Source organism: Oryzicola mucosus, assembly GCF_014534685.1.
Classification (GTDB): Bacteria; Pseudomonadota; Alphaproteobacteria; order Rhizobiales; family Rhizobiaceae; genus Oryzicola; species Oryzicola mucosus.
This window is the reverse complement of record NZ_JACVVX010000001.1, coordinates 1331060-1354450: the sequence shown is the minus strand read 5'-3', so window position 1 is coordinate 1354450 and position 23391 is coordinate 1331060. Positions and strand designations below refer to the sequence as shown.

The following is a 23391-nucleotide window of genomic DNA, read 5'->3' as shown; positions in this document are numbered from 1 at the left end:
TCGCCCGACCTGAACCCGATCGAGATGGCGTTCTCGAAGCTCAAGGCGTTGCTGCGCAAGAGGGCCGCGCGAACGTTCGACGCCCTATGCCATGCAATCGGCGATATCTGTGACCTCTTCGACCCAACACAATGCCGAAACTTTTTCAAGGCTGCCGGATATGAGGCCGATTAAGTGCGACACGCTTTAATTCGATAAACCCAACGCGGCCCGGCTTGACCGGGCCGTTTTGGTTTGGCCCATCAAACATAGCTGCATGTGCTGTTTCAGGTTCGATAGGGGATATCGATGGCGATCTTGATGCCGTTGGCCTCATAAACGCGCTCGATCGTGCCATCGAGCTCGCGTGTGATGTTCATGTCGATGAGTTTGGTGCCGAAGCCGATCTTTTCCGGTTTCTTAACCGGCTTGCCAGACCGTTCCGACCAGTTGAGACGCAACCGTTTGTCCTTGCGCCCCCCTGATAACGACCACTCAACATTGAGCACGCCGACGCTGTTGGCCGCTTCGCCATATTTCAGAGCGTTGGTGGCAAGCTCGTGGAAGGTCAGGCCGAGTGCCTGAGTCGTGGTCTCGTCGAGTTCTACCGGCGGGCCTTTCAACATGCCTTCGGGAATCTCCTTGCCGAAGACCTGACCGAGTTCGATGCGCAGCAACTCCCCCAGATCGGCCTTTTGCCAACGCGACCGCGTCAGCATGTCCTGCGACGCAGCCATCGCCTGCAGGCGTGCGGAAAAAGACGCCGAAAATTCGTCTATTCCCTTGGCGTGGGCCGCCGTCTGCCGGGCCATCGCCAGTACGCGGGCTATGGAATTCTTGATGCGATGCTTCATTTCCTGAAGCATCAGATCCTTGTCCGCGAGGCTCTTTTCGGTGGCTTCGTGGAGTTGGGTGACGGCATCGAAGGCACGTTCCTGGTAGCGCGCGGCAAGCGCGATGGTGGTGCCCAGAAGCAATCCGAAGAAGCCAATGGCAAAAGGCACCGCCAGCGACAGAGGCGGCGCAAAAGCAGAGGTGGGGTGGAAGACGATGGTCCAGGATCGGCCAGCCACGACGGTCTGTCGCGTGGACTTGAAGCGATCGAGCGATTCATCCGGCACGGTCAAGGAGCGGTATAGCAAATTATCCTTGACCGGCTCTCCGTCGAACACCTCGATGCTGACAGGCAGAAGCGGGATGCGTTGAAGCGCGGTGGTGAACAGTTGCTCGCTGCGGAATGAGGCATAGATCAGCCCCGCCGGCCTGGACGCATCCGCTGACGGAATCGTCACGCGCGCACTGTCAGGGTTCAGTTTGGCAAAGACCAGAAACCCCGGATAGACCTGCTCGCTGCCGGTCGGTGCGCCAAGCAGAACCTTGCCGGTGGCGCGGGCGTCGTTTGAAGCGAGCGCCATATCGATCGCGCGGCGCCTGACCTCATCGGTATACATGTCGTAACCGATGGCCCGCAGGTCCGGACGTGGCTCGAACAACGTTATCGGCGTACGCCATTCCAGCGTCGAGTCTGGGTAAAGACGCCGGTCGATGCCGAAATCGCCCTGGATCCGCGTCTCTACGGCAGCTTCTTCGCCTGGCTTTATCAGCGGCAGATAACCCAAGCCGCTTAGCCCGCTGAAACCGGGTTCGAGATTCAGCGCCTTGAAAAAAGTCGCAAACTTCGCCTCGGTCAGGTTCCCGCCGCTTGCATCCGCGAAAGCCTTGGCCGACTGCAGCAACGACAGGCTGCTGCCCACCCTTGCATCGATGCGGTTCAGCGCATCGTCGGCCACGGCTTCGAACTTGAGACGGGCAGCTTCCTGCGTCGTCACGTAGCTCAGCGCAGCCATGGCCATGCCGGCTATCGACACGGCGGCGAACGCGGCAATTGGGAAAAATCGTTTCAAGGGCAAGCCGTCAATCAGTCGATGCGTCACCGTTGTAAGCAACACATAACGCCAACACAATGGCGGATGACGGCGCCCCGTTAGGCCAATCAGGCCGCGACGCGCATGGCTCCCGGGCCAGCCACGGCACCCGGCGGGCACTTGCCGAGAATGATCATGCCGAGCACCTCATCCTTGGTCACATCCTGGGTGCGCGCGGTGCCGACCACCTGCCCGTTCTTCATCACGCAGACTCGGTCAGCAAGATCGAACACATCGTGAATATCGTGGCTGATCAGGAAGATACCGATGCCGTCGGCCTTGAGCTGCTTGACCAGTTCGCCGACTTGCGCCGTCTCTTGCGGGCCGAGGGCCGCGGTGGGCTCGTCCATGATCAGGATGCGCGCATTGAACAGGATTGCTCTGGCAATCGCAACCGACTGACGCTGGCCGCCCGAAAGCTTGACCACCGGCTCCTTGAAGCGTTGGAAACGCGGGTTGAGACGGCCCATGACCTTGCGCGCCTCGGCTTCCATCGCACCGTCGTCGAGCGTGCCGAACGGCGTCATGATCTCACGGCCGAGGAACAGGTTGGCAGCGGCATCGACATTGTCGGCCAGCGCGAGCGTTTGGTAGATCGTCTCGATGCCGTACTTCTTGGCATCGCGCGGATTGGAGATCGAGGCCTCTTCGCCATTGACGTAGATCGACCCCGAATCGCGCTTGTAGGCGCCGGAGAGGATCTTGATCAGCGTCGACTTGCCCGCACCGTTATGGCCGAGCAGGGCTACCACTTCTCCGGGGAAGAGGTCGATGGATGCATCGTCGACGGCGCGAATGCCGCCAAAGGCGATGGAGATGTTCTTCATGTCGATAAGCGGAATGCGAAGCTGTTCCATGACCGTTCTCCTAATGCATGTCTCCCAAAAATGGACACCGGGTTCGGGACAAAGACATGCATAAAAACAATAAGCTAAAGCGTGTCAGGCGACTCTGAAAGATCGCGGCCCGCTTTAGAACCGCTTGCGATAGAGCGTGTCGAGCCAGACCGCGATGACCAGAACAGCGCCGACGACGATGTTTTGCAAAGGCGTATCGAGGCCGAGCAGGACCATGCCCGACTGCAGCGACTGCATCAGCAGTGCGCCCAGCATCGCACCCACGATGGTTCCCGATCCGCCGGCAAGCGACGTTCCGCCGATGACGGCGGCAGCAATGACGAGAAGCTCGTCCAGCGTGCCCATCACATTGGTCGCAGCGTTCTGGCGCGCGGATGACACCGCAGCACTGACAGCCGCCAGCAAACCCATGATCATGAATATCTTCATCGTCACCCAGCGGGTCTTGATGCCCGCCAGTTCGGCCGCTTCGGGATTGCCGCCGATGGCGAAGACGTAGCGGCCGAAGCGCGTCCGCATCGAGATGAAGGTCATGATGATGCCGATGGCAATCGCAATCAGCACCGGTACGGCAATGCCGTGGGCGATGAACAGTCCACCTTCCGGGACCGTAAGATTGTTGGCCTCGGCGTAGCGGCGCACGATGCCGACCGGCCAGGGATAGGCGTTGGCGATGGAGACGGCGCCGAGGATGACGCCGCAATACACGACGCCGAGAAACGTCTCGGCCCAGATCGGCCGCTGCGGAAACTTGAAACGCTTGCGCTGGCGCCGGCCGTTGACCAGCATGAAGACCACTGCGAGACAGGCAATGATGGCGACGACCCAGCTCCATGTCGCGCCGATGGACCCTGCGGGACCGCCGCCCATGAGCTGGAATGTCGGGTCGAGGGGCGCCACGGTGCGTCCGCTGGTGACCCACCATGCCGCACCGCGCCAAACCAGCAATCCGCCCAGTGTGACAATAAAGGCCGGTATGGCGAGATAGGCGATGAGAAAGCCCTGCAGCGCTCCGATGAGAAGCCCCACCACCAGGCCCGAGACCAAAGCGATGATCCACATGGACGGGCTGCCGAGTGGGATGCCGAGCACACGCGGCAGGAATTCGGCCTGCGCGACGCCCATGACCATGCCGATGAAGCCCTGAACCGAGCCGACGGAGAGATCGATGTTGCGGGTAACGATGACCAGCACCATGCCGGTTGCCATGATCGCCACGGAAGAGCTTTGAACCGAGAGGTTCCATAGATTGCGCGACGTCAGAAACAGACCGCCCGAAAGAATGTGCAGGCCGATCCAGATGATCAGCAGCGCACCCACCATGCCCAGCATGCGGGTGTCCAGCTCGGTGGCGTTTAGGAATTTGCGGATAGGGCCTGATTCCGACTCGCGGGCGCGATCCAGGGGTAGATTGGAAGTTGCGTCAGTCATGGTTCCCTCCCGACCGTACGGCACATAGCGAGCGCCGGCAACGATCATGCTACAGCATCACATGCAAGCTGGCAGCCGCAATCCGCGGGCGCATGCGGTAGTTCTCGCGCTGTACCTCCTGTCGGACGCACCGCGCTCTAACGCGCTTGTTGAAACGCCGCGGCCCAACCCGGACCGCGGCGTTTCATGTCAGTTAGACGTTGCTCAGTTGCAGGCAGCGACAGCGCCGGCTGCAACGCCCTGGCATGCGACGTCCTTGGCGATCCAACCAGCGTCGATGACGACGTTGAGATTGTCCTTGGTGATCGCAACAGGCGTGAGGAAGAGCGAATTGACCTCGTTGCCAGCAGGCGTGGTGAACTTCGCAGTTCCCGCGATCTCTTCCATCTTCTTGCCGTCGGCGAGCTGGGACGCGATTTCAGCGGCATTCTTGCCGAGCTCGCGCGCGTCTTTCCATACGGACACGGTCTGGGTGCCGAGTGCAATGCGGTTCAGCGCGGCCTGGTCGCCGTCCTGGCCCGAAACCGGCACGGACCCTGCAAGGCCCTGTGCCTGAAGCGCTGCGATCGCGCCGCCGGCGGTGCCGTCGTTGGAAGCAACAACCGCATCGACCTTGTTGTCGTTGGCAGTCAGGAACTGCTCCATGTTCTTCTGGGCGTTGGCCGGAAGCCAGCCATCGGTGTAGGCCTCGCCGACATTCTTGATCTTGCCGCCGTCAATGGCTTCCTTGAGAACTTCCATCTGGCCGGCGAACAGGAAGTCCGCATTGGGATCGGCACCGCTGCCCTTGATGAAGACGTAGTTGCCTTCGGGCTGCACGTCGAACACAGCCTTGGCCTGCAGACGACCGACTTCCATGTTGTCGAAGGTCAGGTAGAAAGCGTCCTTGTTTTCGATCAGGCGGTCATAGCCAACGACCGGAATGCCTTCGTCGACGGCCTTCTGCACAGCAGGTCCGATGGCCGAAGCGTCCTGTGCCAGGATGATGAGCGCGTTGGCGCCCTGGCTGATCAGGCTTTCCACGTCGGTGAGCTGCTTGGCGGGCGACGACTGCGCATCAGCCGAGATGTACTTGTCGCCAGCAGCCTCGATAGCCTTCTTCATGGCGGCTTCGTCGGTCTTCCAGCGTTCCTCCTGAAAGTTCGACCAGGATACGCCGATGATCTTGTCCTTGGCATGGGCGACCGATGCCAGCGTGAGCGACATCGCTACACCCGCCAAAATGGCGGTTGTATGCTTCCTCATGATTTCCTCCCTAGCGCCGTAGCGCGTTACACTTCCGGACCAGCCGGATAAAGAGCTCTTTTTTTCGAGCCTCGAAAAAAGTGTGACTCAAGCTCTTGTCGGTGTCAACGGGGTTGTCGCGGCAATCCGCATTTTTTCGAGCCCCGAAATTATTGATGACAGCTCTCGGTGCTTCTGTCAGATTTGTAATGCGGGCCAAGTGGCGCAACGTCGGTTCCGGTGTTGTCGCTCTGTCCTGCGGGAGGAATGCAGAAAAACATGTCGGTTGGAATTCGTCACGACGATCTCAGGCGTCGTAACCGGGCTATGGTGCTTGGCGCCGTGCGGCGTGCGGGGCAACCCTCCCGCACCGAGATCGCGTCGGTGACCGGGTTGAGCAATTCGACGATTTCAGCGATCTCCGCCGACCTTATCGCCGAAGGCATTCTGGCAGAGACGAAGAGCGAAATCGCGTCGCTCAAACGCGGACGACCGCAGGTCGCCATTGCGCTGAATGCCAAGGCGGCAACGGTGGTTTCCGTCGTTCTCTCTCTCGACCATCTCTCGGCCGCCACGATCGGCTATTCCGGCGAAGTCATTGTCCAAGAAGACCGCCGTTTGCATACGCTGTCGATGAGCGAGGAAGAGCTTCTGGCCGAATGCGTCGACATCATCCGAAAAGTCGTCGCGAGAAGCCCTCATGCCGGCCCGGTTCTGCGGACGGGGCTTGCGGTGCAGGGTGTCACGGACTCGGCGGCGCGCCGGCTGCTGTGGTCGCCGATCACCCCGCATCAGAATATTGCCTTTGCCGACCGGATCGAAGAGGTGTTTGCCGTTCCCGTAAGCGTCGAAAACGACTGCAACATGATAGCGGAAGCCCTGCGCTGGCGTGATCCCGAGCGCTATCGCAACGACTTCATTGCGATCCTGCTGTCGCACGGCATCGGCATGGGCGTGATGCTGAAAGGCAAGGTGTTCACCGGTACGCATTCCTCCGGCGGAGAATTCGGCCATATGATCCACCGCCCCGGTGGAGCGCTCTGCCGCTGCGGCCGGCATGGCTGCGTGGAGGCTTACGCCGGCAATTATGCGATCTGGCGCAATGCCCATGGCCATGACGAAAACGAGCGGCCGGTAGACGGCATCGGCGACGAAGACATTCGCGCCATCGCCGAGCGCGCGCGCACCACAGAAGGCCCCGAGCGCGCGGCGTTCCGAACGGCGGGGGAAGCCATCGGCTACGGCCTGGGAAATCTCTTCGCCTTGATCGATGCCGCCCCCATTGCTCTCGTCGGCGTCGGGGCATCCGCCTTCGATCTCATGGAAAGGTCGGTCAGGCAGGCCATTGCCAAGACAGTCGGCGGCCTGCATTCCGAAGCGATCTCCTTCGATACGGAGGGCAATGAGATGCAGTTGACCCGCCAAGGCTCCACCATGCAGGCGCTAGCCTTCATCGACAACGAAGTCTTTGCTCCGCAGACGCGCGACAGCGAGGTCGTTCAGTCCTCGCGGATCGCGTAACCCGATCCACGGATCGTACGGATGACGTCCGGCATACGATTGTGGTTGACCGCCTTGCGCAACCGTCCGACATGCACATCGACGGTGCGTTCGTCGATATAGATCGTCTCACCCCAGACATTGTCGAGCAACTGGCTGCGCGAGAAGACACGGCCGGGATTCTGCATCATGAATTCCAGCAGCTTGAACTCGGTCGGCCCCAGCTTGACCTCGGCCTTCTTGCGGTAGACGCGATGGGTTTCCCGATCGAGCACGATGTCGCCGACCTTGAGCACGCTCGACAGGACCTCGGGCTTGGCCCGGCGCAAAAGCGCCTTGACCCGCGCCATGAATTCCGGCGTCGAGAACGGCTTGACCAGATAATCGTCGGCGCCGGTGGCAAGCCCCCTCACCCGGTCGCTTTCCTCGCCGCGCGCGGTCAGCATGATGATCGGCAGCCGCTCCGTCTCGGGCCTCATTCGCAGGCGTCGGCACAACTCGATGCCCGACACCGCCGGAACCATCCAGTCGAGAACCAGAAGGTCGGGGACGTTTTCCTGAAGCCGGATTTCGGCTTCGTCGCCACGTCCGACGACCTCGACCATGTAGCCTTCGGATTCGAGATTGTAGCGGAGAAGAATGCCAAGCGATTCCTCGTCCTCGACCACCATGATCTTCGGTGCAATCATGCTACCAACGTCCTTTCACGGCTCTCAGGCGGCCGAAACCGACGTCGCCGTCTCGTCCACCTTGGGGCGGTTGGCGGGAAGCTGGGTACCGGTCACGACGAAATAGGCATTCTCGGCGATGTTGGTGACATGGTCGCCGATACGCTCGAGATTCTTGGCGCAAAACAGCAGATGCGTGCAAGCGGTGATGTTGCGCGGATCTTCCATCATGTAGGTCAGGAGTTCGCGGAAGACCGAGGTGTATTTCACGTCGATCTTCTGGTCGTCCATGCGCAGCATCTTGAGTCCTTCGGCCTGGCGGCCGACATAGAGTTCAATGACGCCATAAACCTGCTCAAGAACCAGCTTGGACATCGCATCGATGGAATGCGACAGGTCTTTGGGCGCCGCCGGCCCGACCGCGCCGACGCGCTTGGCGATGTTCTTGGCGAGGTCGCCGATGCGCTCGAGATCGCCGGCCATGCGGATGGCGCCGAGAACCGCGCGCAGATCCTGCGCCATAGGCTGACGCCGGGCAATGAGGGTGATCGCCTGCTCGTCCAGGGCGCGCTGCCGCGCATCCATGACGAGATCCTCGGAGATCACGGTCTGCGCCATCGCCGTATCGGAGGTCAGCAGCGCGCGGATCGCGGACTCGACCATCGATCCGGCGAGGCTGCCCATGTCACGGATCAGGCGGTCGATGTTCTTGAGTTCTTCGTCGAAGGAAGAAACCGTATGTTCGCCCATGGTAGTGTCCTCGTCTCCGCTCAGCCGAAGCGGCCGGTAATGTAGTCCTGGGTGCGCTTTTCCTTCGGGCTGGTGAACACCATGTCCGTCGGACCTTCCTCGACCAGAACGCCGAGATGGAAGAAAGCGGTGCGCTGGGAAACGCGCGCGGCCTGCTGCATGGAGTGCGTCACGATGACGATCGTGTAGTTCTCGCGCAGCTCGTCGATCAGTTCCTCCACCTTGGCGGTGGCGATGGGATCGAGCGCCGAGCAAGGCTCGTCCATCAGGATCACCTCGGGCGAAACCGCAATGGCGCGCGCGATGCAGAGGCGCTGCTGCTGGCCGCCGGAAAGCCCGGTGCCGACTTCGTAGAGGCGATCCTTCACCTCTTCGAAGAGCGAGGCTTTCTTGAGGCTCGTGACGACGATTTCCTCAAGCTCCGACTTGGAGCGTGCAAGACCGTGAATGCGCGGGCCGTAGGCGACGTTCTCGAAGATCGTCTTTGGAAACGGGTTCGGCTTCTGGAACACCATGCCGATGCGGGCGCGCAGTTCGACCACGTCGAGCTTGGGATCGTAGAGGTCCTCGCCGTCGAGCGCGATCAGGCCGTCGACCCGCGCGCCGTCAATGGTGTCGTTCATGCGGTTGATGCAGCGCAGGAAGGTCGACTTGCCGCAGCCCGACGGTCCGATGAAGGCGGTCACGGCCTTTTCCGGTATGTCGATCGACACGTTGAACAGCGCCTGCTTCTGTCCATAGAAGACGTTCACGTCCTCCGCCTTGACGCGGATCTGGCGCGGCTGCGCGTCGGGGGTGCGGATGGTCTGGAACTTCTCGCCATCGCGCTGTTTGACGGTGCGGGCCACTTCGGCTTCCGCTTCCGCTGGGGTCATCACGTTCATTTTGGTCATCTCCGTGACTCTACTGCCGGCGTTCGAAGCGGGAGCGAAGGTAGATCGCCACCGCATTCAGGAGGAGCATAACGACGAGCAGGATAATGATTGCCGCCGCCGTGCGCGGCTCGAAAAAGTTGCGGTTCTCGTTGCCTTCCCAAAGGAAGATCTGCACCGGCAGCGCCGTCGCCTGGTCGAGCGGCGTGGTCGGCACGGTTGCAACGAAGGCGTTCATGCCGATCAGAAGCAGCGGCGCGGTCTCGCCCAGAGCCTGGGCAACGCCGATGATGGTGGCCGTCATGATGCCGGGATAGGTGATCGGCAGGACGTGGTGGAACACCATCTGCGTCTTGGACGCGCCCAGCCCCAGCGCAGCCTGCCGGATCGAAGGCGACACCGCCTTGAGGGAATTGCGCGTGGCGATGATGATGGTCGGCAGCGTCATCAGCGTCAGCACCAGGCCGCCCGCCAAGGGAGCCGAAAGCGGCAGGCGGAAGTAGTTGATGAAAACGGCGGCGCCCAACAGACCGAACACGATGGACGGCACGGCGGCGAGGTTGTTGATGTTGACCTCGATCAGGTCGGTCAGCTTGTTCTTCGGCGCGTATTCTTCGAGATAGATCGCACTCGCCACACCGATCGGCACCGCCAGAACAATGACGATGATCATCATGTAGAGCGACCCGATGAAGGCGCCGAGCAGACCAGCTTCCGCCGATGCACCGCGGGAATCGGCATTGGTGAAGAGCACCGTCGAAAAGACCATCTTGATGGTGCCGTTTTCGTAGAGACGGTCGATCAGTTGCCGCGCGGCTCCCGAAAGCTGCTGGCGGTCGTCGCCGAGCGAATGGTCGATGTTGCCCTTGAGCCAGACATCGGCATTGGCCGATGCGAGCAGCGAGACGTCGACGGTTTGGCCGAGCAGGCCTGGATTTTCGACGAACATGTCGCGCAGCTTGAAGCGCTGGTTGGGCGACACCACGGCCTGGACGTCGCGCGGAGTCAGCTTGACATCGGGGGCCGCGGCTTGGACCGCGTCCTGGATCACGCGGTTCCAGTTGACCATCGTCACCTCGCGCTGCCAGTCGAGACTGGCGCGCTGGAATTCGGCGGGCGACTGTCCCGGCGCTTGTTCCGGCTTGGGCGCGACCTTGACCACATCGGGTGAGAAGGTGACCTTCACCTGAAGCGCCGGCTGCCAGAAGGCCGGAAGGCCGTCATGCATGATGCTGCCGAACAGGAAGAGGACGAAGCCGCAGGCGATGGCCACGGCGCTCATGCCGTAGATGCGGAAGCGGGTTTCGGCGGAACGGCGGCGGCGCAGGCTTTTCTGGATGCGTGCCAGCCGCTCGTCTTTTGGCTCTGAATGGCCCATCGGGCGCAGAGTGTCGGTGGTGGCCATGACTACTCGTACTGCTCCCGATATTTGCGCACAACATAGAGCGCGATCACGTTGAGGATCAAGGTCATCCCGAACAGGGTAAGACCGAGTGCGAAGGCGACCAGCGACTGCGGGCTTGCGAAGTTGGTGTCGCCGGTCAGCTGGTTGACGATCGAAACGGTGACGGTCGATGCCGCGTCGAAGGGGTTGAAGCGCAGGATAGGGGCATTGCCGGCGGCAAGCACCACGATCATGGTCTCGCCGAATGCCTTGGAAATCGCCAGCATGAAGGCGCCGACAATGCCGGGAAGCGCGGCCGGCAGCACCACTTTGCGGATCGTCTCCGACTTGGTGGCGCCGATGCCGAGCGAGCCGTCGCGCATGGCGCGAGGTACCTGGGTGATGATGTCGTCGGACAGCGACGATACGAAAGGCACGATCATCAGCCCCATGGCGATACCGGCCGTCAGCGCGCTGGTGGCGCGGATCTGGATGCCGACCAGAGCGCCGATATCGCTCAGCAACGGTCCCAGCGTGACCAGCGCGAACACGCCGTAGATCACGGATGGGATGCCGGCGAGGATTTCGATCATCGGTTTGGCGACTGTGCGGACGCGCGGCGATGCATATTCGGCGAGATAGATCGCCGACATCAGGCCGACAGGGATAGCCACCAGCATGGCGATGGCGCTGATCATAATCGTGCCCCACAGCAGCGGCAGCAGGCCGTATTCGCCGGTTCCCGCTCCGCCCGACGTCGTGAAACCGGGGTTCCAGACGGTGCCGAAGAAGAAGTCGATAGGGCTGACGAAGGCAAAGAAGCGCATCGCCTCGGAGAACAGCGAGGCGACGATGCCCACCGTCGTCATGATCGCGATGAGCGAGCAGAAGATGAGCAGGACGCGGATCGCGACCTCGAACTCGTTGCGGGCGCGCAGCCGGGGCGCAATGCGTCGGCTCATCAAAAGCAGCCCGGCGATTCCCAGCACGGCGGCGAGCACGACCACGGACCAGAAGCTGACCGAACGGAACTGGCGCAGTCCCTCGCCCGCGGCAACTTCCCAATCCTGCGTCTCGCCGATCACGCCGAAGCCGGCAGCGATCTGCTCGATGCGGCGCATCGCTTCGCGCAGCAGATTGGGATCACCCGCTACATCGGATGGAATGAAGGAAAGGATATAGTTGGTGGTCAGGCCATTGGAAAAGACCGCCCACAGGAGCAGGACGACGGCAGCCGGAACGAGACACCACAGCGCGACCATCAGGCCGTGGTAGTTCGGGCGCGAATGCATCGTGCGCTGGGCGGTGGCAGCCACGGTACGGCCACGCGAAAGGCCGACCTGATAGCCGACCGACAGCAGAGCAAGCAGCAAGAGAATGATGACGATACTGTTCAAGACAAACGCTCCGGGCCAATGCGGGCGATAAGCAGCCGAAAGCGGACGGCGCCGAAGCGCCGCCCGCCATCAGACCATTAGTTGGTGCCGACAGCCTTGCCAGCCTTGAACGCTTCCAGAACCTCGGCGCGTGTCGCATCCGGGGACGGGATCAGGCCAGCGCCTTCGAGCGTACCGCCCTGGCCGGCCATCTGATCGGACAGGAAGAACTCGGTGTACTCAGCGAGGCCCGGAATGGTGCCGACATGCTCACCCTTGACGTAGAAGAACAGCGGGCGCGAAACCGGATATTCACCCGAGGCAACGGTTTCCAGCGAAGGCGTGACGCCGGCAACGGTGGCGACCTTCAGCGAGTCCTTGTTCTGGTCGTAGAAGGAAAGGCCGAACACGCCGACCGTGGCCGGATTGGCCTGCAGGCGAGCGAGCGTCTCGGTGTAGTCGCCGGCGATTTCAACCACGACGTCCTGGCGGAAAGTCGTGCAGATCTTCTCCATGGCTTCCTTTTCCATCTCGGGAAAACCTGCGGCCTTGCAGCCAGGAGCAATCACCTTCTCCTGGAACACTTCGCGGGTGCCGTGGTTGGAGCCGGGAATGGCGACGTTGATTTCCTGATCCGGCAGCGACGGATCGATTTCGCTCCAGCGCTTGTAGGGGTTGGCAACCAGCTTGCCGTCGACCGGAACCTGGGCAGCGACCGCCTTGAAGACATGGATCGGCTGAAGGGCGAAATCGCCCTGGTTTGCGCTGGTGGCGAAGACGATGCCGTCGAAGCCGAACTGAACTTCGAGGATCTTGTTGACGCCGTTGGCGTTGCAGGTCGCGATCTCTTCCTTCTTGATCGAACGCGACGCGTTGGCGATATCGATGGTGTTTTCGCCGACGCCTTCGCAGAACTGCTTGAGCCCGCCGCCGGTGCCGCCGGAGCCGACGACCGGAGCCTTGAAGTCAGGGAACGCATTGCCGAATTCTTCGGCGACGATCGAGGCGAAAGGCAGCACGGTCGAGGAACCGGCGATCTGGATGGTGTCGCGTGCCGAGGCGTAACCTGCCGAAGCGGCGAGAGCGAAGGCGATTGCCGACGCGGTGAGAAGTGCTTTTTTCATGGGCCTGCTCCTTGCGGATGAAACTCTAAGACGCCGTCCTTGGGCATCCGTGAGTGCCAATAGACCCCGTTTATTACAGCTGCATGACAGTTTCGTGTCGGCTCAATAACACCGCAACCCCCCGCTTTCGCCAGAGATCAGCGGGTCGCTGATAAAGCGTTCCAGCCAAACGGTAATCGGCTGCGGACGCAATGCCCGGCCAAGGTGAACAATTGCAAGGTGTGCCCCGACAACGCGCAAAGCCGGGCCAAATGTTCAGATGCGACTGAGAACCAATCCTTCATGGATCGATCCGAAAGCGCTGGGATATTCCGCAGCACCATGCCGCGCCGACAATCAGTCGTCGTTGGCGGCGTTGAGGTTTTCCGGACGGATGCCTTCTTCGGCGATCTTCTCGTTGAGCGACCGGGTCAGCACCAGGCGCTGCGACACCAGGAGCGGTTTTGCGGCGTCCCGCACGCCGGGAAGTCGTGGATTCTGCTTGTGGGCGGCGACGGCCGCGTCGTCGGCATAGACCTCGACCAGCATCAATTTGTTGGCGACAGGCGCACCCTCGTCGTCCAAAGGCTTGACCACATCGAAGCGAAGACAGCCGGGTTCCTCGCGCAGCGTCGCGGCGGCATGCTCTTTTATGAGGGAGGTGAATGCCTCTTCCGAGCCGTCCACGATATCATAGTCGACGATGATGGTCATTTCGGCCAAGGGGCGTCCTCCTGCTGTCCTGCCGATGCCAAAACGGCATCGGGCATTCAAGGCTATCGGAACCTCGCATCGATGAGAAGCGCTCTGTCACGCTGTCCCAAGCGAAAGCGCGTCGGTCAGGCGGCGCTGCCGCCGCCCGTCTTCTTTTCCTTGGCGTCGCCCGCCTGGGCGGCCTGCCGCTTCTGATGAACGCCATTGAGGATTTCGCAGGCGGCGATCGCCTCCGATTCCAGAAGGGCGATCAGGGAGCGGTCGCCGAAGACGGCCGGTTCCTCGGTCTGCGTATCCCACACCGTCCAGAGATCGGTGGGCTCGAGTACCAGTTCGAACCGATCTTTCATGATGAGTCTCTCCGCTCCGTGTCGAGCGGTTCAAATCCGCCCTTGTTCGTGATGGATAGGCCGACACTCCTAAACAAAAGCTGTGACAATTCAGTTAGATAAGATTCAAATTGCCGGTATCCCGGCTTTTCTCAGCCTTTTTCCCCAGACGAGATCGAGTCATGCTTTCCGGCTGCTTAAGCCACACGGTAAACGAAAAACGCCCGGACGATGCCGGGCGCTTTCTGAAGTTCTGGGCCTTCGAACGATCAGGCGATGGTCTTGCCAAAGGCGACAGCCGTGTCGGACATGCGGTTGGAGAAGCCCCATTCATTGTCGTACCACGACAGCACCGAGACAAAGTTTCCGTCCATCACCTTGGTCTGGTCGAGCGCCAGGGTCGAGGAATGCGGATCGTGGTTGAAGTCGATGGAGACGTTCGGATGATGGGTCACGGCGAGCACGCCCTTGAGCTTGCCTTGCGACGCCGCGATCACCGCATTGTTGATCTCTTCCACGGTGGTCGAGCGCTTGGCGATGAACTTGAAGTCGACGACCGACACATTCGGGGTCGGCACGCGAATCGAAATGCCGTCGAGCTTGCCCTTGAGTTCGGGGATGACGAGACCGATGGCCTTTGCGGCGCCCGTCGAGGTTGGGATCTGCGACAGGGCCGCCGCGCGGGCGCGGTAGAGATCCTTGTGCATGGTGTCGAGCGTCGGCTGGTCGCCGGTGTAGGAATGGATGGTGGTCATCATTCCCTTTTCGATGCCGACCGTTTCATGCAGGACGGCAGCCAGCGGCGCGAGGCAGTTGGTGGTGCAGGACGCATTCGAGATGACGATGTGATCCTTAGACAACTGGTCGTGGTTCACACCGTACACGACGGTCAGATCGGCGCCATCGGCGGGAGCCGAGACGATGACGCGCTTGGCGCCGGCGGTCAGGTGCGCCGCGGCCTTGTCGCGTGACGTGAAGATGCCGGTGCACTCCAGCGCGATGTCGACGCCGAGTTCTTTCCACGGCAGCTGCGACGGATCCTTGATCGCGGTGACCTTGAACTTCTCGTTGCCGATGCTGATGGAGTCGCCGTCGACCGTGACTTCGTGCGGGAACTTGCCATGCACGGAATCGAAGCGCAGCAGGTGGGCATTGGTCTCGACAGGGCCGAGATCGTTGACGGCCACGACCTCGATGTCCTTGCGGCCGGACTCATAGATGGCACGCACGATGTTGCGGCCGATACGGCCAAAACCATTGATGGCAACTCTGACGGTCATGTACTTCTCCCTGGGAGCTTGGGCTGATGTCCGCCGCTTCTTACCCGCGCAGCCCCAAAGAATCCAGCCATGGCAGGGGTGCCTTAAATCGATTCTCCTCTCGTGATGGCAAAGAAAAACCGCGCCGGCGAGCGGCGCGGTCGAGAAATGGCGGCGGAACGCCTCAGTTCATCGCGGAGATGTTGCCAAGCCGCAGGAACAGGGTTTCGCCGGAGGAACCGTCCACGCCGTCATTGTCGGTGACGGTGAAGGCATTGCCGTCCTTGTCGATGGCGAACCCTTCGACCTTGTCGACGACATAGCCGTTGGTGGCCGCCTTGAGGTCGGGGATCAGGTCGCGCACCAGTGTCTTTTCGACCAAAGGCAACTCCTCACCCAGGGCCGCGGGCTTGAAGGCATCCAGCGAGACGGCATAGACCGCCTTGAGCTTGGCTTTGTCGCCAACCAGATTATCGCGCTCGACGATGTAGAGCTTGCCGTCATAAGCGGTGATCTCTGACAGTCCGACCCAGCCTTCGCCGGCGGCTTCGAGCGGATAGCGCACGGCGGACCATTCCTTGGATGCCGGCTTGTAGGCGAGCAGCTTGACCTGGCCCTTCGGATCGTCGGCCCATTCGCGCTGCACGGCCATGACCAATGTCAGGTCGTCGCCTTCGCCCATCGTCGCGATTCCTTCGAAGCCGAAGCGGCCGTCCTTGCCGATGAGTTCAGCCGGAAGCGGGATTTCCTGCTTGATCGCGCCCTTGGCATCGACCTTGTAGATCGCATTTGCCGTCAGCTTGGCGGCATCGCCCTCGGAGGCGAGCCAGAAGCCGTCCGCGCCGTCGGATGAGATGCCTTCGAGGTCGAGCTTCTGCGCGGGCTGGCCGTCACGCGTGACGACGAGCTTGGTCGTGATCTCGGCCGGCGTCTTGCTGGTGTCGATGGTGAAGATCGACGGCTGCGCGCGATAGAACGAGTCGGAGACCGCGTAGAGCTTGCCGGCGACCTGCGGATCGGCAACCAGGCCCGACAGTGCACCCCAGCCGAGAGGCTTGCCGGCGTCGTCATTGACCGAGACGACCATGGGATAGGCCGGCGTGCCCTCGCCGCGTTCGAACAGCATGACATGCGAGCGCACGCCACCGTCTTCGACAAGGTCGCTCTCGTTGGCGGTGACGAGCAGGTTGCGCGAGGGGATCGCCAGAACGCCTTCAGGTCCGATGCCCGAGGGCAGCAGCTGGACGAATTCCGGTTCGCCGCCGGTATCCTTGTAAACGCCCACGACCGAGCCGCGCTCGCTGGCAACGAAGATGTATTTGGTGTCGCCGAACTGGCCGACTTCGGCGCCTTCGAGCTCGACGCCCTTCTTGTTGCGCTTGTCGGGATAATGGCCGGCTGCGGCGATCTTCATTTCGAGCGAGGCGCCGGATTCGTAAAGCTCCTTGCCCGTCTTGTCGAAGATGGTGAAGCCGCGTGTACCGCCCTCGTAATCGCCCTCATTGACGATCAGCAGCCGGCCGTTGTCGATCCACTTGACGGTGTCGGGCTCGCGCGGCAGCGCGTCCTGCTTGCCCGTGAAGGACAGAGCGCCGTCATTCTTGGTGTCGATGCCTTCGAGCGCGACGGAGCCGGCGGAGAAATGCGCCTTGACCGTGCCGGTCGCGGCATCGACGATGGCGATATGGTTGTTTTCCTGCAGCGTGACGGCGATTTCGCCGGCCTCGTTGAAGGCGACGAATTCCGGCTCGGGGTCTTCCGCGCCGACTTCGGCGAGGCCGGTCAGATCGACCGTCTTGGCTGTTGCGCAATCGACCGTGCCGTTGGCGATGGAAAATATTTTGAGGTTGCCGGCGGGAAGCTGCGGCAGCGCGCCGTCATTCAGCTCTTCGTCGCGCTCATTCTCGATGGCCACGGCGAGGAACTTGCCGTCCTTGCTTATCGCAACCGAATCCGGCTGGCCGCCCAGATCGCAGGACGATTCGACGGCTTTCGAAGCGATGTCGATGATCGATAGCGTGCCGGACGGGTTGGTGTAGCTCTCCGAGGTGTTGACGCCGGCGAACACCTTGCCGCCCAGCACCGCCACCGATGTCGGCTCGCCGTCGAACTTGACGATGCCGCCCGGCTTCGGCGCCTTGATGTCCGTGATATCGATGAAGCCGACAGCGCCCAGCGGGCTGTCGGAATAAACCAGCATGTTGCCGTCTTCGGTGGCGGCAATGATCTCGGACGATGTCGGCGTGGCAGCGTCGATATCCGCGGGAAGATTGGCGGCGACCGGGAAGGTCGCGACACGGTTGAACACGCCCTCGGCGTGGGCGGGAATGGAAGCGGAGGCCGCAAGCGCGGCCGTCAGCAGCAAAAGGCGACGGGACATGAAAATCTCCTGCGAGACCGGAATTGGTGTGCAGCCCCGTTTGTCCCCGCTTCATTTCAGGCCGATGACGGGGCGATGACTGTTCCATGACAGCGCCCGAACTTTTCTTGCCCCGCGAAAGGTTTGAGTCTATATACGGGCCGATTTCCCAATTTGGTGGTTTTGATCCACCGCCCGCGTGCAGGGACGCGGGCGAACGAGAGGATATTATCCAATGGCCAACACCCTTCTCATGCCCAAGGCGACCGCAGTATGGCTGGTCGACAGCACTGCATTGTCCTTCGACCAGATCGCACAGTTCTGCGGCCTGCATCCGCTTGAAGTGAAGGCGATTGCCGACGGCGAGTCCGCGCAGGGCATCAAGGGCATGGACCCGGTCATTACCGGCCAGCTCAGCCGAGACGAGATCGCGCGCGCCGAAAAAGACCCCAACCACCGCCTGAAGCTGTCGGAGCCGAAGGTTCGCGTGCCGGAATCCAAGCGCAAGGGTCCGCGCTACACCCCGCTGTCCAAGCGCCAGGATCGTCCAAACGCTATTTTCTGGCTGGTCAAGAACCATCCCGAACTCAAGGACGCGCAGGTTTCGCGCCTCGTCGGCACCACCAAGGCGACGATCGAGCAGATCCGCAACCGCACCCATTGGAACATCGCCAACCTCGCGCCGATGGATCCCGTCGCACTCGGCCTGTGCTCGCAGATCGATCTCGACATCGAAGTGCAGCGCGCCTCGCGCGGTCGCGAGCAGGCCCCGGCCGCCGGCGATACGCTGCTGCCGGCATCGCTGACAGAGCGTCTCGTGCCCAATACCGAAAAGCAGGACGACGAGGACCAGGAACTCGACGCCGACAAGGTGTTCGCCAAGCTTTCGGCGCTCAAGTCGACCCGCGCGGATGACGAAGACGAGGAATAATCCTCGTCACGATCTCGTCGAAAAAAACCGGGCTATGCCCGGTTTTTTTATGCGCCTTCGGGGTTCTTACGGAACCCGGCCCCTGCATAAGCCTTAGGACAGGTATGAGATGTCCACGCAGCTGAGTGTCATGAAGAATCCTGAAAAAGCGATTTTCCCGTCGGCAATGCGCGTCATTTCCTTGAAACCGGTCCGATCGTGCTTGTCTCATCGCGCCTGAAGGACAAGTCCAATATCATGACCATGGGCTGGCACTGCGTGATGCAGTTCACGCCCTCTCTGATCGGTTGCATGATTTCTTCCGGCAATCACAGTTTCCGGATGATTCGCGACAGTGGCGAGTGCGTCATCAACCTCCCGACCACCCGCATGACGGACAAGGTCGTCGGCATCGGCAACTGCTCGGGTGCGGACGCCGACAAGTTTCAGAAGTTCAAGCTGACGGCACAGGAGGCAGAGAAGGTGGCGGCTCCACTCATCGGAGAGTGCCATGCGAACTTTGAATGCCGTCTGTACGAAGATGCGCTGGTGGAAAAGTACAGCTTCTTTGTCTTCGAAGTCGTGAAGGCGCATGCGGCGACGAGCCCGGAATATCCGAAGACGCTGCATTATACCGGCGAGGGCGTGTTCATGGTGGCCGGCCGCATCATCGACAAACGCGACAGGTTCCAGCCCTGGATGCTCTGACCGTCAGCCTCCGCGTCCGGCCTGGGGCAGGTTCCGTTGCTCGGCCTCGTGGCGTTCGGTTAGCCGATAATAATCGGCGAGCGTCTTGCCGCGCTCCGGACGGAATGTCCTCCCCGAGGGACTGACCACTGAGATGCGGTCGATGCGGAAGGCACGAAAGTCGCCGCGCATTTCGCACCAGGCGATCAAGGTCCACACCTTTCCCCAGAACCACAGTCCCAGCGGCCTGACATCGCGCAGGCTGCTCGATCCGTTCTCGTCGCGGTAGTCGAGGTTAAGCACCTCTCGGCGTTCCACCGAGCGCTCCATCAGGTCGATGGTGACGCGATCGGCATCGCTGACCACCCACATCGGCGTATGGATCTCGATGCGCGCGATGCGGTCCTTTTCCGCATCCGGCAGAACGGCGCCGATCTTCACCAGCGCCTCCTCCGCAGCCCGCGCCATGGCAGCACCACCGAAGGCGCGCACCATGCGTGCGCCGGCGACTAGGGCTACGATCTCGTCACGCGTGAACATCAGCGGCGGAAGGTCGAAACCTTCCCTCATCATATAACCGACGCCAGCTTCTCCATCGATCGGCACGCCGGTCGATTGCAGATCGGCTATGTCGCGATAGATGGTGCGTTCGGAAACCTCGAGCCAGACCGCAAGCTTCTGCGCGGTCACCAACCGTCCGCCCCGCAAGTGCTGGACGATCTGAAACAATCTGTCGGCGCGCCTCATGCGTGTCCTCCATGGCCGGCCGCCCAACCGGCATCTTCATCCCGAGCCTACCATCGCACAACGCTCCTGACACCATATTGTCAGGAGCCCGACGGCATTTCACGGCATCCGGCATGATGGACCGCGCTCTCATCGGTCGCCGAAACGCCGCGCACGCCGGGCAGCGTGGATATCGGGCCAGCCGATATCCTTGCGTAAGTCGACAGGCAGCGAACTCAGGAAACGCTCGGTCCTGATCTCGTTGCGCAAGGTCGAGACCTTACCGGCATACTGACGCAAACTGGTGAAAAAGGCAGCTTCGAACACGGAAACGGTCATCGTCATTCCTCCTCGATATCAACGAGAAGGAATATCGCACAGCCGTACTGACAGCCTCCTGGCAGGAGCCAGACTGTCTTCCGATAAGTCGCTTTAAACCGCGGCTGACCTCTGTCTCAGCGCCGTGGTGATCTCGTCCAGAATCGCCGGATCGTCGATCGTCGCCGGCATCTTCCACTCTTCATGGTCGGCAATCTTCTGCATGGTGCCGCGCAGGATTTTCCCCGAACGGGTTTTCGGCAGCCGCTTGATAGTGACCACCATCTTGAAAGCCGCCACCGGCCCGATCCGCTCGCGCACCAGAGCGACGATCTCTTTTTCAATCTCCCCATGGTCACGCTCGATCCCGGCGTTCAGCACCACGAAACCGCAGGGGATCTGTCCCTTCATGGCGTCAGCGATGCCGATCACCGCGCATTCCGCCACATCGGGATGCTCGGCAAGCACTTCTTCCATGCCGCCCGTCGACAGCCTGTGGCCAGCGACGTTGATGATGTCGTCGGTGCGCGCCATGATGAACAGATAGCCGTCATCGTCGATATAGCCGGCATCCGCCGTCTTGTAATAGCCGGGGAACTCTTCGAGATAGGCTTGCCTGAACCGCTCTTCGGCCTGCCACAGGGTCGGAAAACAGCCGGGCGGCAGCGGCAGCTTGATCACCACATTGCCCAGCGTACCACGCGCCACCGGATGGCCGGCATCGTCCAGCACCTGCACGTCATAGCCGGGCATGGCGACGGCGGGCGAGCCGTATTTCACCGGAAGCTGCCCAAGCCCCACCGGGTTCTGGCTGATCGGATAGCCGGTTTCGGTCTGCCACCAATGGTCGATGACAGGGCGTTCCAGCTTTTGCTCGGCCCATTTGATGGTTTCGGGATCGGCGCGCTCCCCGGCAAGAAACAGGGTGCGGAACTTGGACAGGTCGTATTTCTTCACGAAAACGCCTTCGATGTCCTGCCCCTTGATCGCGCGGAACGCGGTCGGCGCGGTGAACAGCGCAACCACGCCATGTTCGGAAATCACCCGCCAGAATGTGCCGGCGTCGGGCGTGCCGACCGGCTTGCCCTCGAACAGCACCGTGGTGCAGCCATGCAGCAGCGGCGCATAGACGATGTAGGAATGGCCGACGACCCAGCCGACATCGGACGCCGCCCAGAACACCTCGCCCGGCTTGACGCCATATTCGTTTTCCATCGACCATTTCAGCGCGACCATATGGCCGCCATTGTCGCGCACCACGCCCTTGGGCTGGCCGGTCGTGCCTGAGGTGTAGAGGATATAGAGCGGGTCGGTCGCGGCCACCGGAACGCAAGGCACCGCGGTCCCGGCAGTTTTTGCCGCATCGACAGCCTCGGCATAGTCGACGTCGCGACCCTCTATCAGATCGCATGAAAACTGCTCGCGCTGCAGGATGACGCAGCGTTCTGGCTTGTGGCGCGACAGCGCAATCGCACCGTCCAGCAAAGGCTTGTAGGGAACGATGCGCCCTGGCTCGATACCGCAGGACGCCGAGATAATCAGCTTGGGCGTGGAATCGTCGATGCGCGTGGCCAATTCCTTGGCGGCAAAGCCGCCGAACACCACGGAATGCACGGCACCCAGCCGCGCGCAGGCGAGCATGGCGAACACCGCCTGCGGCACCATCGGCATGTAAATGATGACGCGGTCGCCCTTGTCCACGCCCTGCTCCCGCAGAACGGCGGCGAGCGCCTCGACCTCCGCCTTCAGTTCGGCATAGGTGTATTTTGCCTGCGCACCTGTAATTGGGCTGTCATAGATCAGCGCGAGCTGATCCGCCCGTCCACCTTCGACATGACGATCGACCGCGTTCCAGCAGGTGTTGCATTCCGCGCCGGTGAACCAGCGGCCATAGACGCCCTGATCGCCATCAAACACCTTGTCCCAGCGCCTGCTCCAGTCGATGGCTTCCGCCGCCTCGGCCCAGAACCCGTCCGGATCGGCTTTCCAGCGCGCATAGACCTCGTGATATCGTGACGCCATCAGTTCCTCCCGAAAATATTCCGCGCCGCTTGTAGCGCCGACTTAGCACCCGCGTCTACCGGACCAAGGTTCAAAGCCCCACCCCGTCAGCGTTCGATTGCGCCACATAACGTTATGCGTTATAACCGGATATGATCAGAAATTTCGCGGATCAAGAAACGGAATTGATCTGGTCAGGTCGGCGAAGCAGGAAGCTGCAGTCGGATATTCAGGCTACCGCCTTGCGCAAGCTGCGTATGATCAATCAGGCGCGGACACTTCAGGAATTAAGTATACCGCCCGGCAATCGTCTCGAGACGTCGAAAGGCAACCGAGACGGTCAACACAGCATACGTATCAACGAGCAATGGCGGATATGCTTCGTTTGGCACGAAGGAGGCCCGACAGATGTCGGAATTGTCGACTACCATGACTGAGCTTTTGCCGAATCCACATCCCGGCGAAATTCTGCTTGGGGATTTCATGAAGCCCATGGCGATCAGCCAGAATGCGCTGGCCCGCGCCGTGCATGTGCCGCCACGGCGCATCAACGAGATCGTCCTCGGCAAGCGCGCGATAACAGCCGACACCGATTTGAGACTGGCCCGTTACTTCGGCGTCTCAGAAGGGTTTTTTCTCGGCTTGCAAGCCGACTACGACCTCATGGAACGCCGCCGGGAGATCGAGCGCGACCTTTCGAGCATTCGCCCGAGAGCCGCGTGAAAAAGACATCGTTCGCTTTGACACGGTCGCATCCGGTGGAGCACACAGCGGCATGACGAAACTGCTGTCGCTGCTGATCCTCGCCGCAATGGTGATCCATCTCTTCAAGCCTCTCGGCCTGCCGGGGCTGAAGCGCAGAAGCGATTTTTGGAAGCTTGCCGTGGTTGCACTGGCTGCGATTTCCATCACCGCGCTGCTTGGCCATTAGAGTCGATACAGACTCGCTTCGGCCGGCGCTTTACGTTGCCCTTTCTGTCTTGCCGGACATCTCCCCGCTGAGATATCAGCGCGTTGTG

23 protein-coding genes and 1 pseudogene are annotated in these 23391 nt (G+C 61.4%); 7 read left to right on the top strand and 17 right to left on the bottom strand.

The genetic code is table 11. The features are described from left to right. A pseudogene (locus ICI42_RS06470) lies at positions 1-174 on the top strand (IS630 family transposase); the annotation flags it as partial. Between the two features lie 92 nt (positions 175-266). Here the strand turns inward: ICI42_RS06470 and ICI42_RS06465 are convergent. The 4 genes from ICI42_RS06465 to xylF all read right to left on the bottom strand — a co-directional run bounded on the left by ICI42_RS06465 (position 267) and on the right by xylF (position 5437). Continuing rightward, positions 267-1883: a CHASE domain-containing protein gene (locus ICI42_RS06465; RefSeq protein WP_188163654.1), complete on the bottom strand. Its 1617-nt coding sequence runs from the start codon at positions 1881-1883 to the stop codon at positions 267-269. Positions 1884-1972: 89 nt separating this feature from the next. Continuing rightward, a complete protein-coding gene (locus ICI42_RS06460) occupies positions 1973-2761 on the bottom strand; it encodes an ATP-binding cassette domain-containing protein (protein WP_188163653.1) in 789 nt (262 codons plus the stop codon). Between the two features lie 114 nt (positions 2762-2875). Next, positions 2876-4192, bottom strand: a complete 1317-nt coding sequence (locus ICI42_RS06455; RefSeq protein WP_188163652.1) for a sugar ABC transporter permease — start codon at positions 4190-4192, stop codon at positions 2876-2878. Positions 4193-4396: 204 nt separating this feature from the next. Beyond that, the gene (xylF, locus tag ICI42_RS06450; RefSeq protein WP_188163651.1) at positions 4397-5437 is read right to left on the bottom strand and encodes a D-xylose ABC transporter substrate-binding protein; all 1041 of its coding nucleotides are present in this window, start codon (positions 5435-5437) and stop codon (positions 4397-4399) included. Between the two features lie 258 nt (positions 5438-5695). Here xylF and ICI42_RS06445 point away from each other — a divergent pair, with 258 nt between their 5' ends. After that, the gene (locus ICI42_RS06445) at positions 5696-6937 is read left to right on the top strand and encodes an ROK family protein (RefSeq protein ID WP_188163650.1); all 1242 of its coding nucleotides are present in this window, start codon (positions 5696-5698) and stop codon (positions 6935-6937) included. On the opposite strand, the gene phoB is transcribed toward ICI42_RS06445, so the two are convergent. From phoB to ICI42_RS06395, 10 genes are all read right to left on the bottom strand, one after another. Then, positions 6916-7605, bottom strand: coding sequence for a phosphate regulon transcriptional regulator PhoB (phoB, locus tag ICI42_RS06440; RefSeq protein ID WP_188163649.1), 690 nt, complete (start codon positions 7603-7605; stop codon positions 6916-6918). The genes ICI42_RS06445 and phoB overlap by 22 nt on opposite strands. A gap of 24 nt (positions 7606-7629) precedes the next feature. After that, the gene (gene phoU, locus ICI42_RS06435; RefSeq protein WP_188163648.1) at positions 7630-8334 is read right to left on the bottom strand and encodes a phosphate signaling complex protein PhoU; all 705 of its coding nucleotides are present in this window, start codon (positions 8332-8334) and stop codon (positions 7630-7632) included. A gap of 20 nt (positions 8335-8354) precedes the next feature. After that, on the bottom strand, positions 8355-9209 hold the full coding sequence (gene pstB / locus ICI42_RS06430; protein ID WP_188163750.1) for a phosphate ABC transporter ATP-binding protein PstB: 855 nt from the start codon (positions 9207-9209) through the stop codon (positions 8355-8357). Between the two features lie 28 nt (positions 9210-9237). Then, positions 9238-10611, bottom strand: coding sequence for a phosphate ABC transporter permease PstA (gene pstA, locus ICI42_RS06425; RefSeq protein ID WP_188163647.1), 1374 nt, complete (start codon positions 10609-10611; stop codon positions 9238-9240). 2 nt (positions 10612-10613) lie between these two features. Further along, positions 10614-11987, bottom strand: coding sequence for a phosphate ABC transporter permease subunit PstC (gene pstC / locus ICI42_RS06420; protein WP_188163646.1), 1374 nt, complete (start codon positions 11985-11987; stop codon positions 10614-10616). 77 nt (positions 11988-12064) lie between these two features. Beyond that, positions 12065-13090 carry a substrate-binding domain-containing protein gene (locus tag ICI42_RS06415; RefSeq protein WP_188163645.1) on the bottom strand — a complete coding sequence of 342 codons (1026 nt, stop codon included), beginning with the start codon at positions 13088-13090 and terminating at the stop codon, positions 12065-12067. Between the two features lie 336 nt (positions 13091-13426). Then, a complete protein-coding gene (locus ICI42_RS06410) occupies positions 13427-13783 on the bottom strand; it encodes a putative quinol monooxygenase (protein ID WP_188163749.1) in 357 nt (118 codons plus the stop codon). Between the two features lie 125 nt (positions 13784-13908). Further along, positions 13909-14133, bottom strand: coding sequence for a hypothetical protein (locus ICI42_RS06405; RefSeq protein WP_210316964.1), 225 nt, complete (start codon positions 14131-14133; stop codon positions 13909-13911). 248 nt (positions 14134-14381) lie between these two features. Further along, positions 14382-15392 carry a type I glyceraldehyde-3-phosphate dehydrogenase gene (gene gap / locus ICI42_RS06400; RefSeq protein WP_188163644.1) on the bottom strand — a complete coding sequence of 337 codons (1011 nt, stop codon included), beginning with the start codon at positions 15390-15392 and terminating at the stop codon, positions 14382-14384. Between the two features lie 163 nt (positions 15393-15555). Beyond that, positions 15556-17751, bottom strand: coding sequence for an esterase-like activity of phytase family protein (locus ICI42_RS06395; RefSeq protein ID WP_188163643.1), 2196 nt, complete (start codon positions 17749-17751; stop codon positions 15556-15558). 214 nt (positions 17752-17965) lie between these two features. Here ICI42_RS06395 and ICI42_RS06390 point away from each other — a divergent pair, with 214 nt between their 5' ends. Together ICI42_RS06390 and ICI42_RS06385 are read left to right on the top strand one after the other, a co-directional pair. After that, positions 17966-18661, top strand: coding sequence for a DUF1013 domain-containing protein (locus tag ICI42_RS06390; RefSeq protein WP_188163642.1), 696 nt, complete (start codon positions 17966-17968; stop codon positions 18659-18661). A gap of 195 nt (positions 18662-18856) precedes the next feature. After that, entirely contained in the window at positions 18857-19348 is a 492-nt protein-coding gene (locus tag ICI42_RS06385; RefSeq protein ID WP_188163747.1) for a flavin reductase family protein, read from the top strand. Positions 19349-19351: 3 nt separating this feature from the next. Here the strand turns inward: ICI42_RS06385 and ICI42_RS06380 are convergent, their stop codons facing one another. The 3 genes from ICI42_RS06380 to ICI42_RS06370 form a co-directional block, all read right to left on the bottom strand. Continuing rightward, on the bottom strand, positions 19352-20074 hold the full coding sequence (locus ICI42_RS06380) for a helix-turn-helix transcriptional regulator (protein ID WP_188163641.1): 723 nt from the start codon (positions 20072-20074) through the stop codon (positions 19352-19354). Positions 20075-20203: 129 nt separating this feature from the next. Next, a complete protein-coding gene (locus tag ICI42_RS06375; RefSeq protein ID WP_188163640.1) occupies positions 20204-20392 on the bottom strand; it encodes a hypothetical protein in 189 nt (62 codons plus the stop codon). Positions 20393-20485: 93 nt separating this feature from the next. Beyond that, positions 20486-22393: a propionyl-CoA synthetase gene (locus tag ICI42_RS06370; protein ID WP_188163639.1), complete on the bottom strand. Its 1908-nt coding sequence runs from the start codon at positions 22391-22393 to the stop codon at positions 20486-20488. A gap of 131 nt (positions 22394-22524) precedes the next feature. Here ICI42_RS06370 and ICI42_RS06365 point away from each other — a divergent pair, with 131 nt between their 5' ends. Genes ICI42_RS06365 through ICI42_RS06355 form a run of 3 tightly spaced genes read left to right on the top strand, consistent with a single transcriptional unit; the run spans position 22525 to position 23303 of the window. Then, positions 22525-22809 carry a type II toxin-antitoxin system RelE/ParE family toxin gene (locus ICI42_RS06365; protein WP_188163638.1) on the top strand — a complete coding sequence of 95 codons (285 nt, stop codon included), beginning with the start codon at positions 22525-22527 and terminating at the stop codon, positions 22807-22809. Continuing rightward, positions 22781-23095, top strand: a complete 315-nt coding sequence (locus tag ICI42_RS06360; protein ID WP_188163637.1) for a HigA family addiction module antitoxin — start codon at positions 22781-22783, stop codon at positions 23093-23095. The genes ICI42_RS06365 and ICI42_RS06360 overlap by 29 nt, the downstream gene beginning before the upstream one ends. Positions 23096-23147: 52 nt before the next feature. After that, positions 23148-23303, top strand: coding sequence for a hypothetical protein (locus tag ICI42_RS06355; RefSeq protein ID WP_188163636.1), 156 nt, complete (start codon positions 23148-23150; stop codon positions 23301-23303). Positions 23304-23391 lie beyond the last annotated feature (88 nt).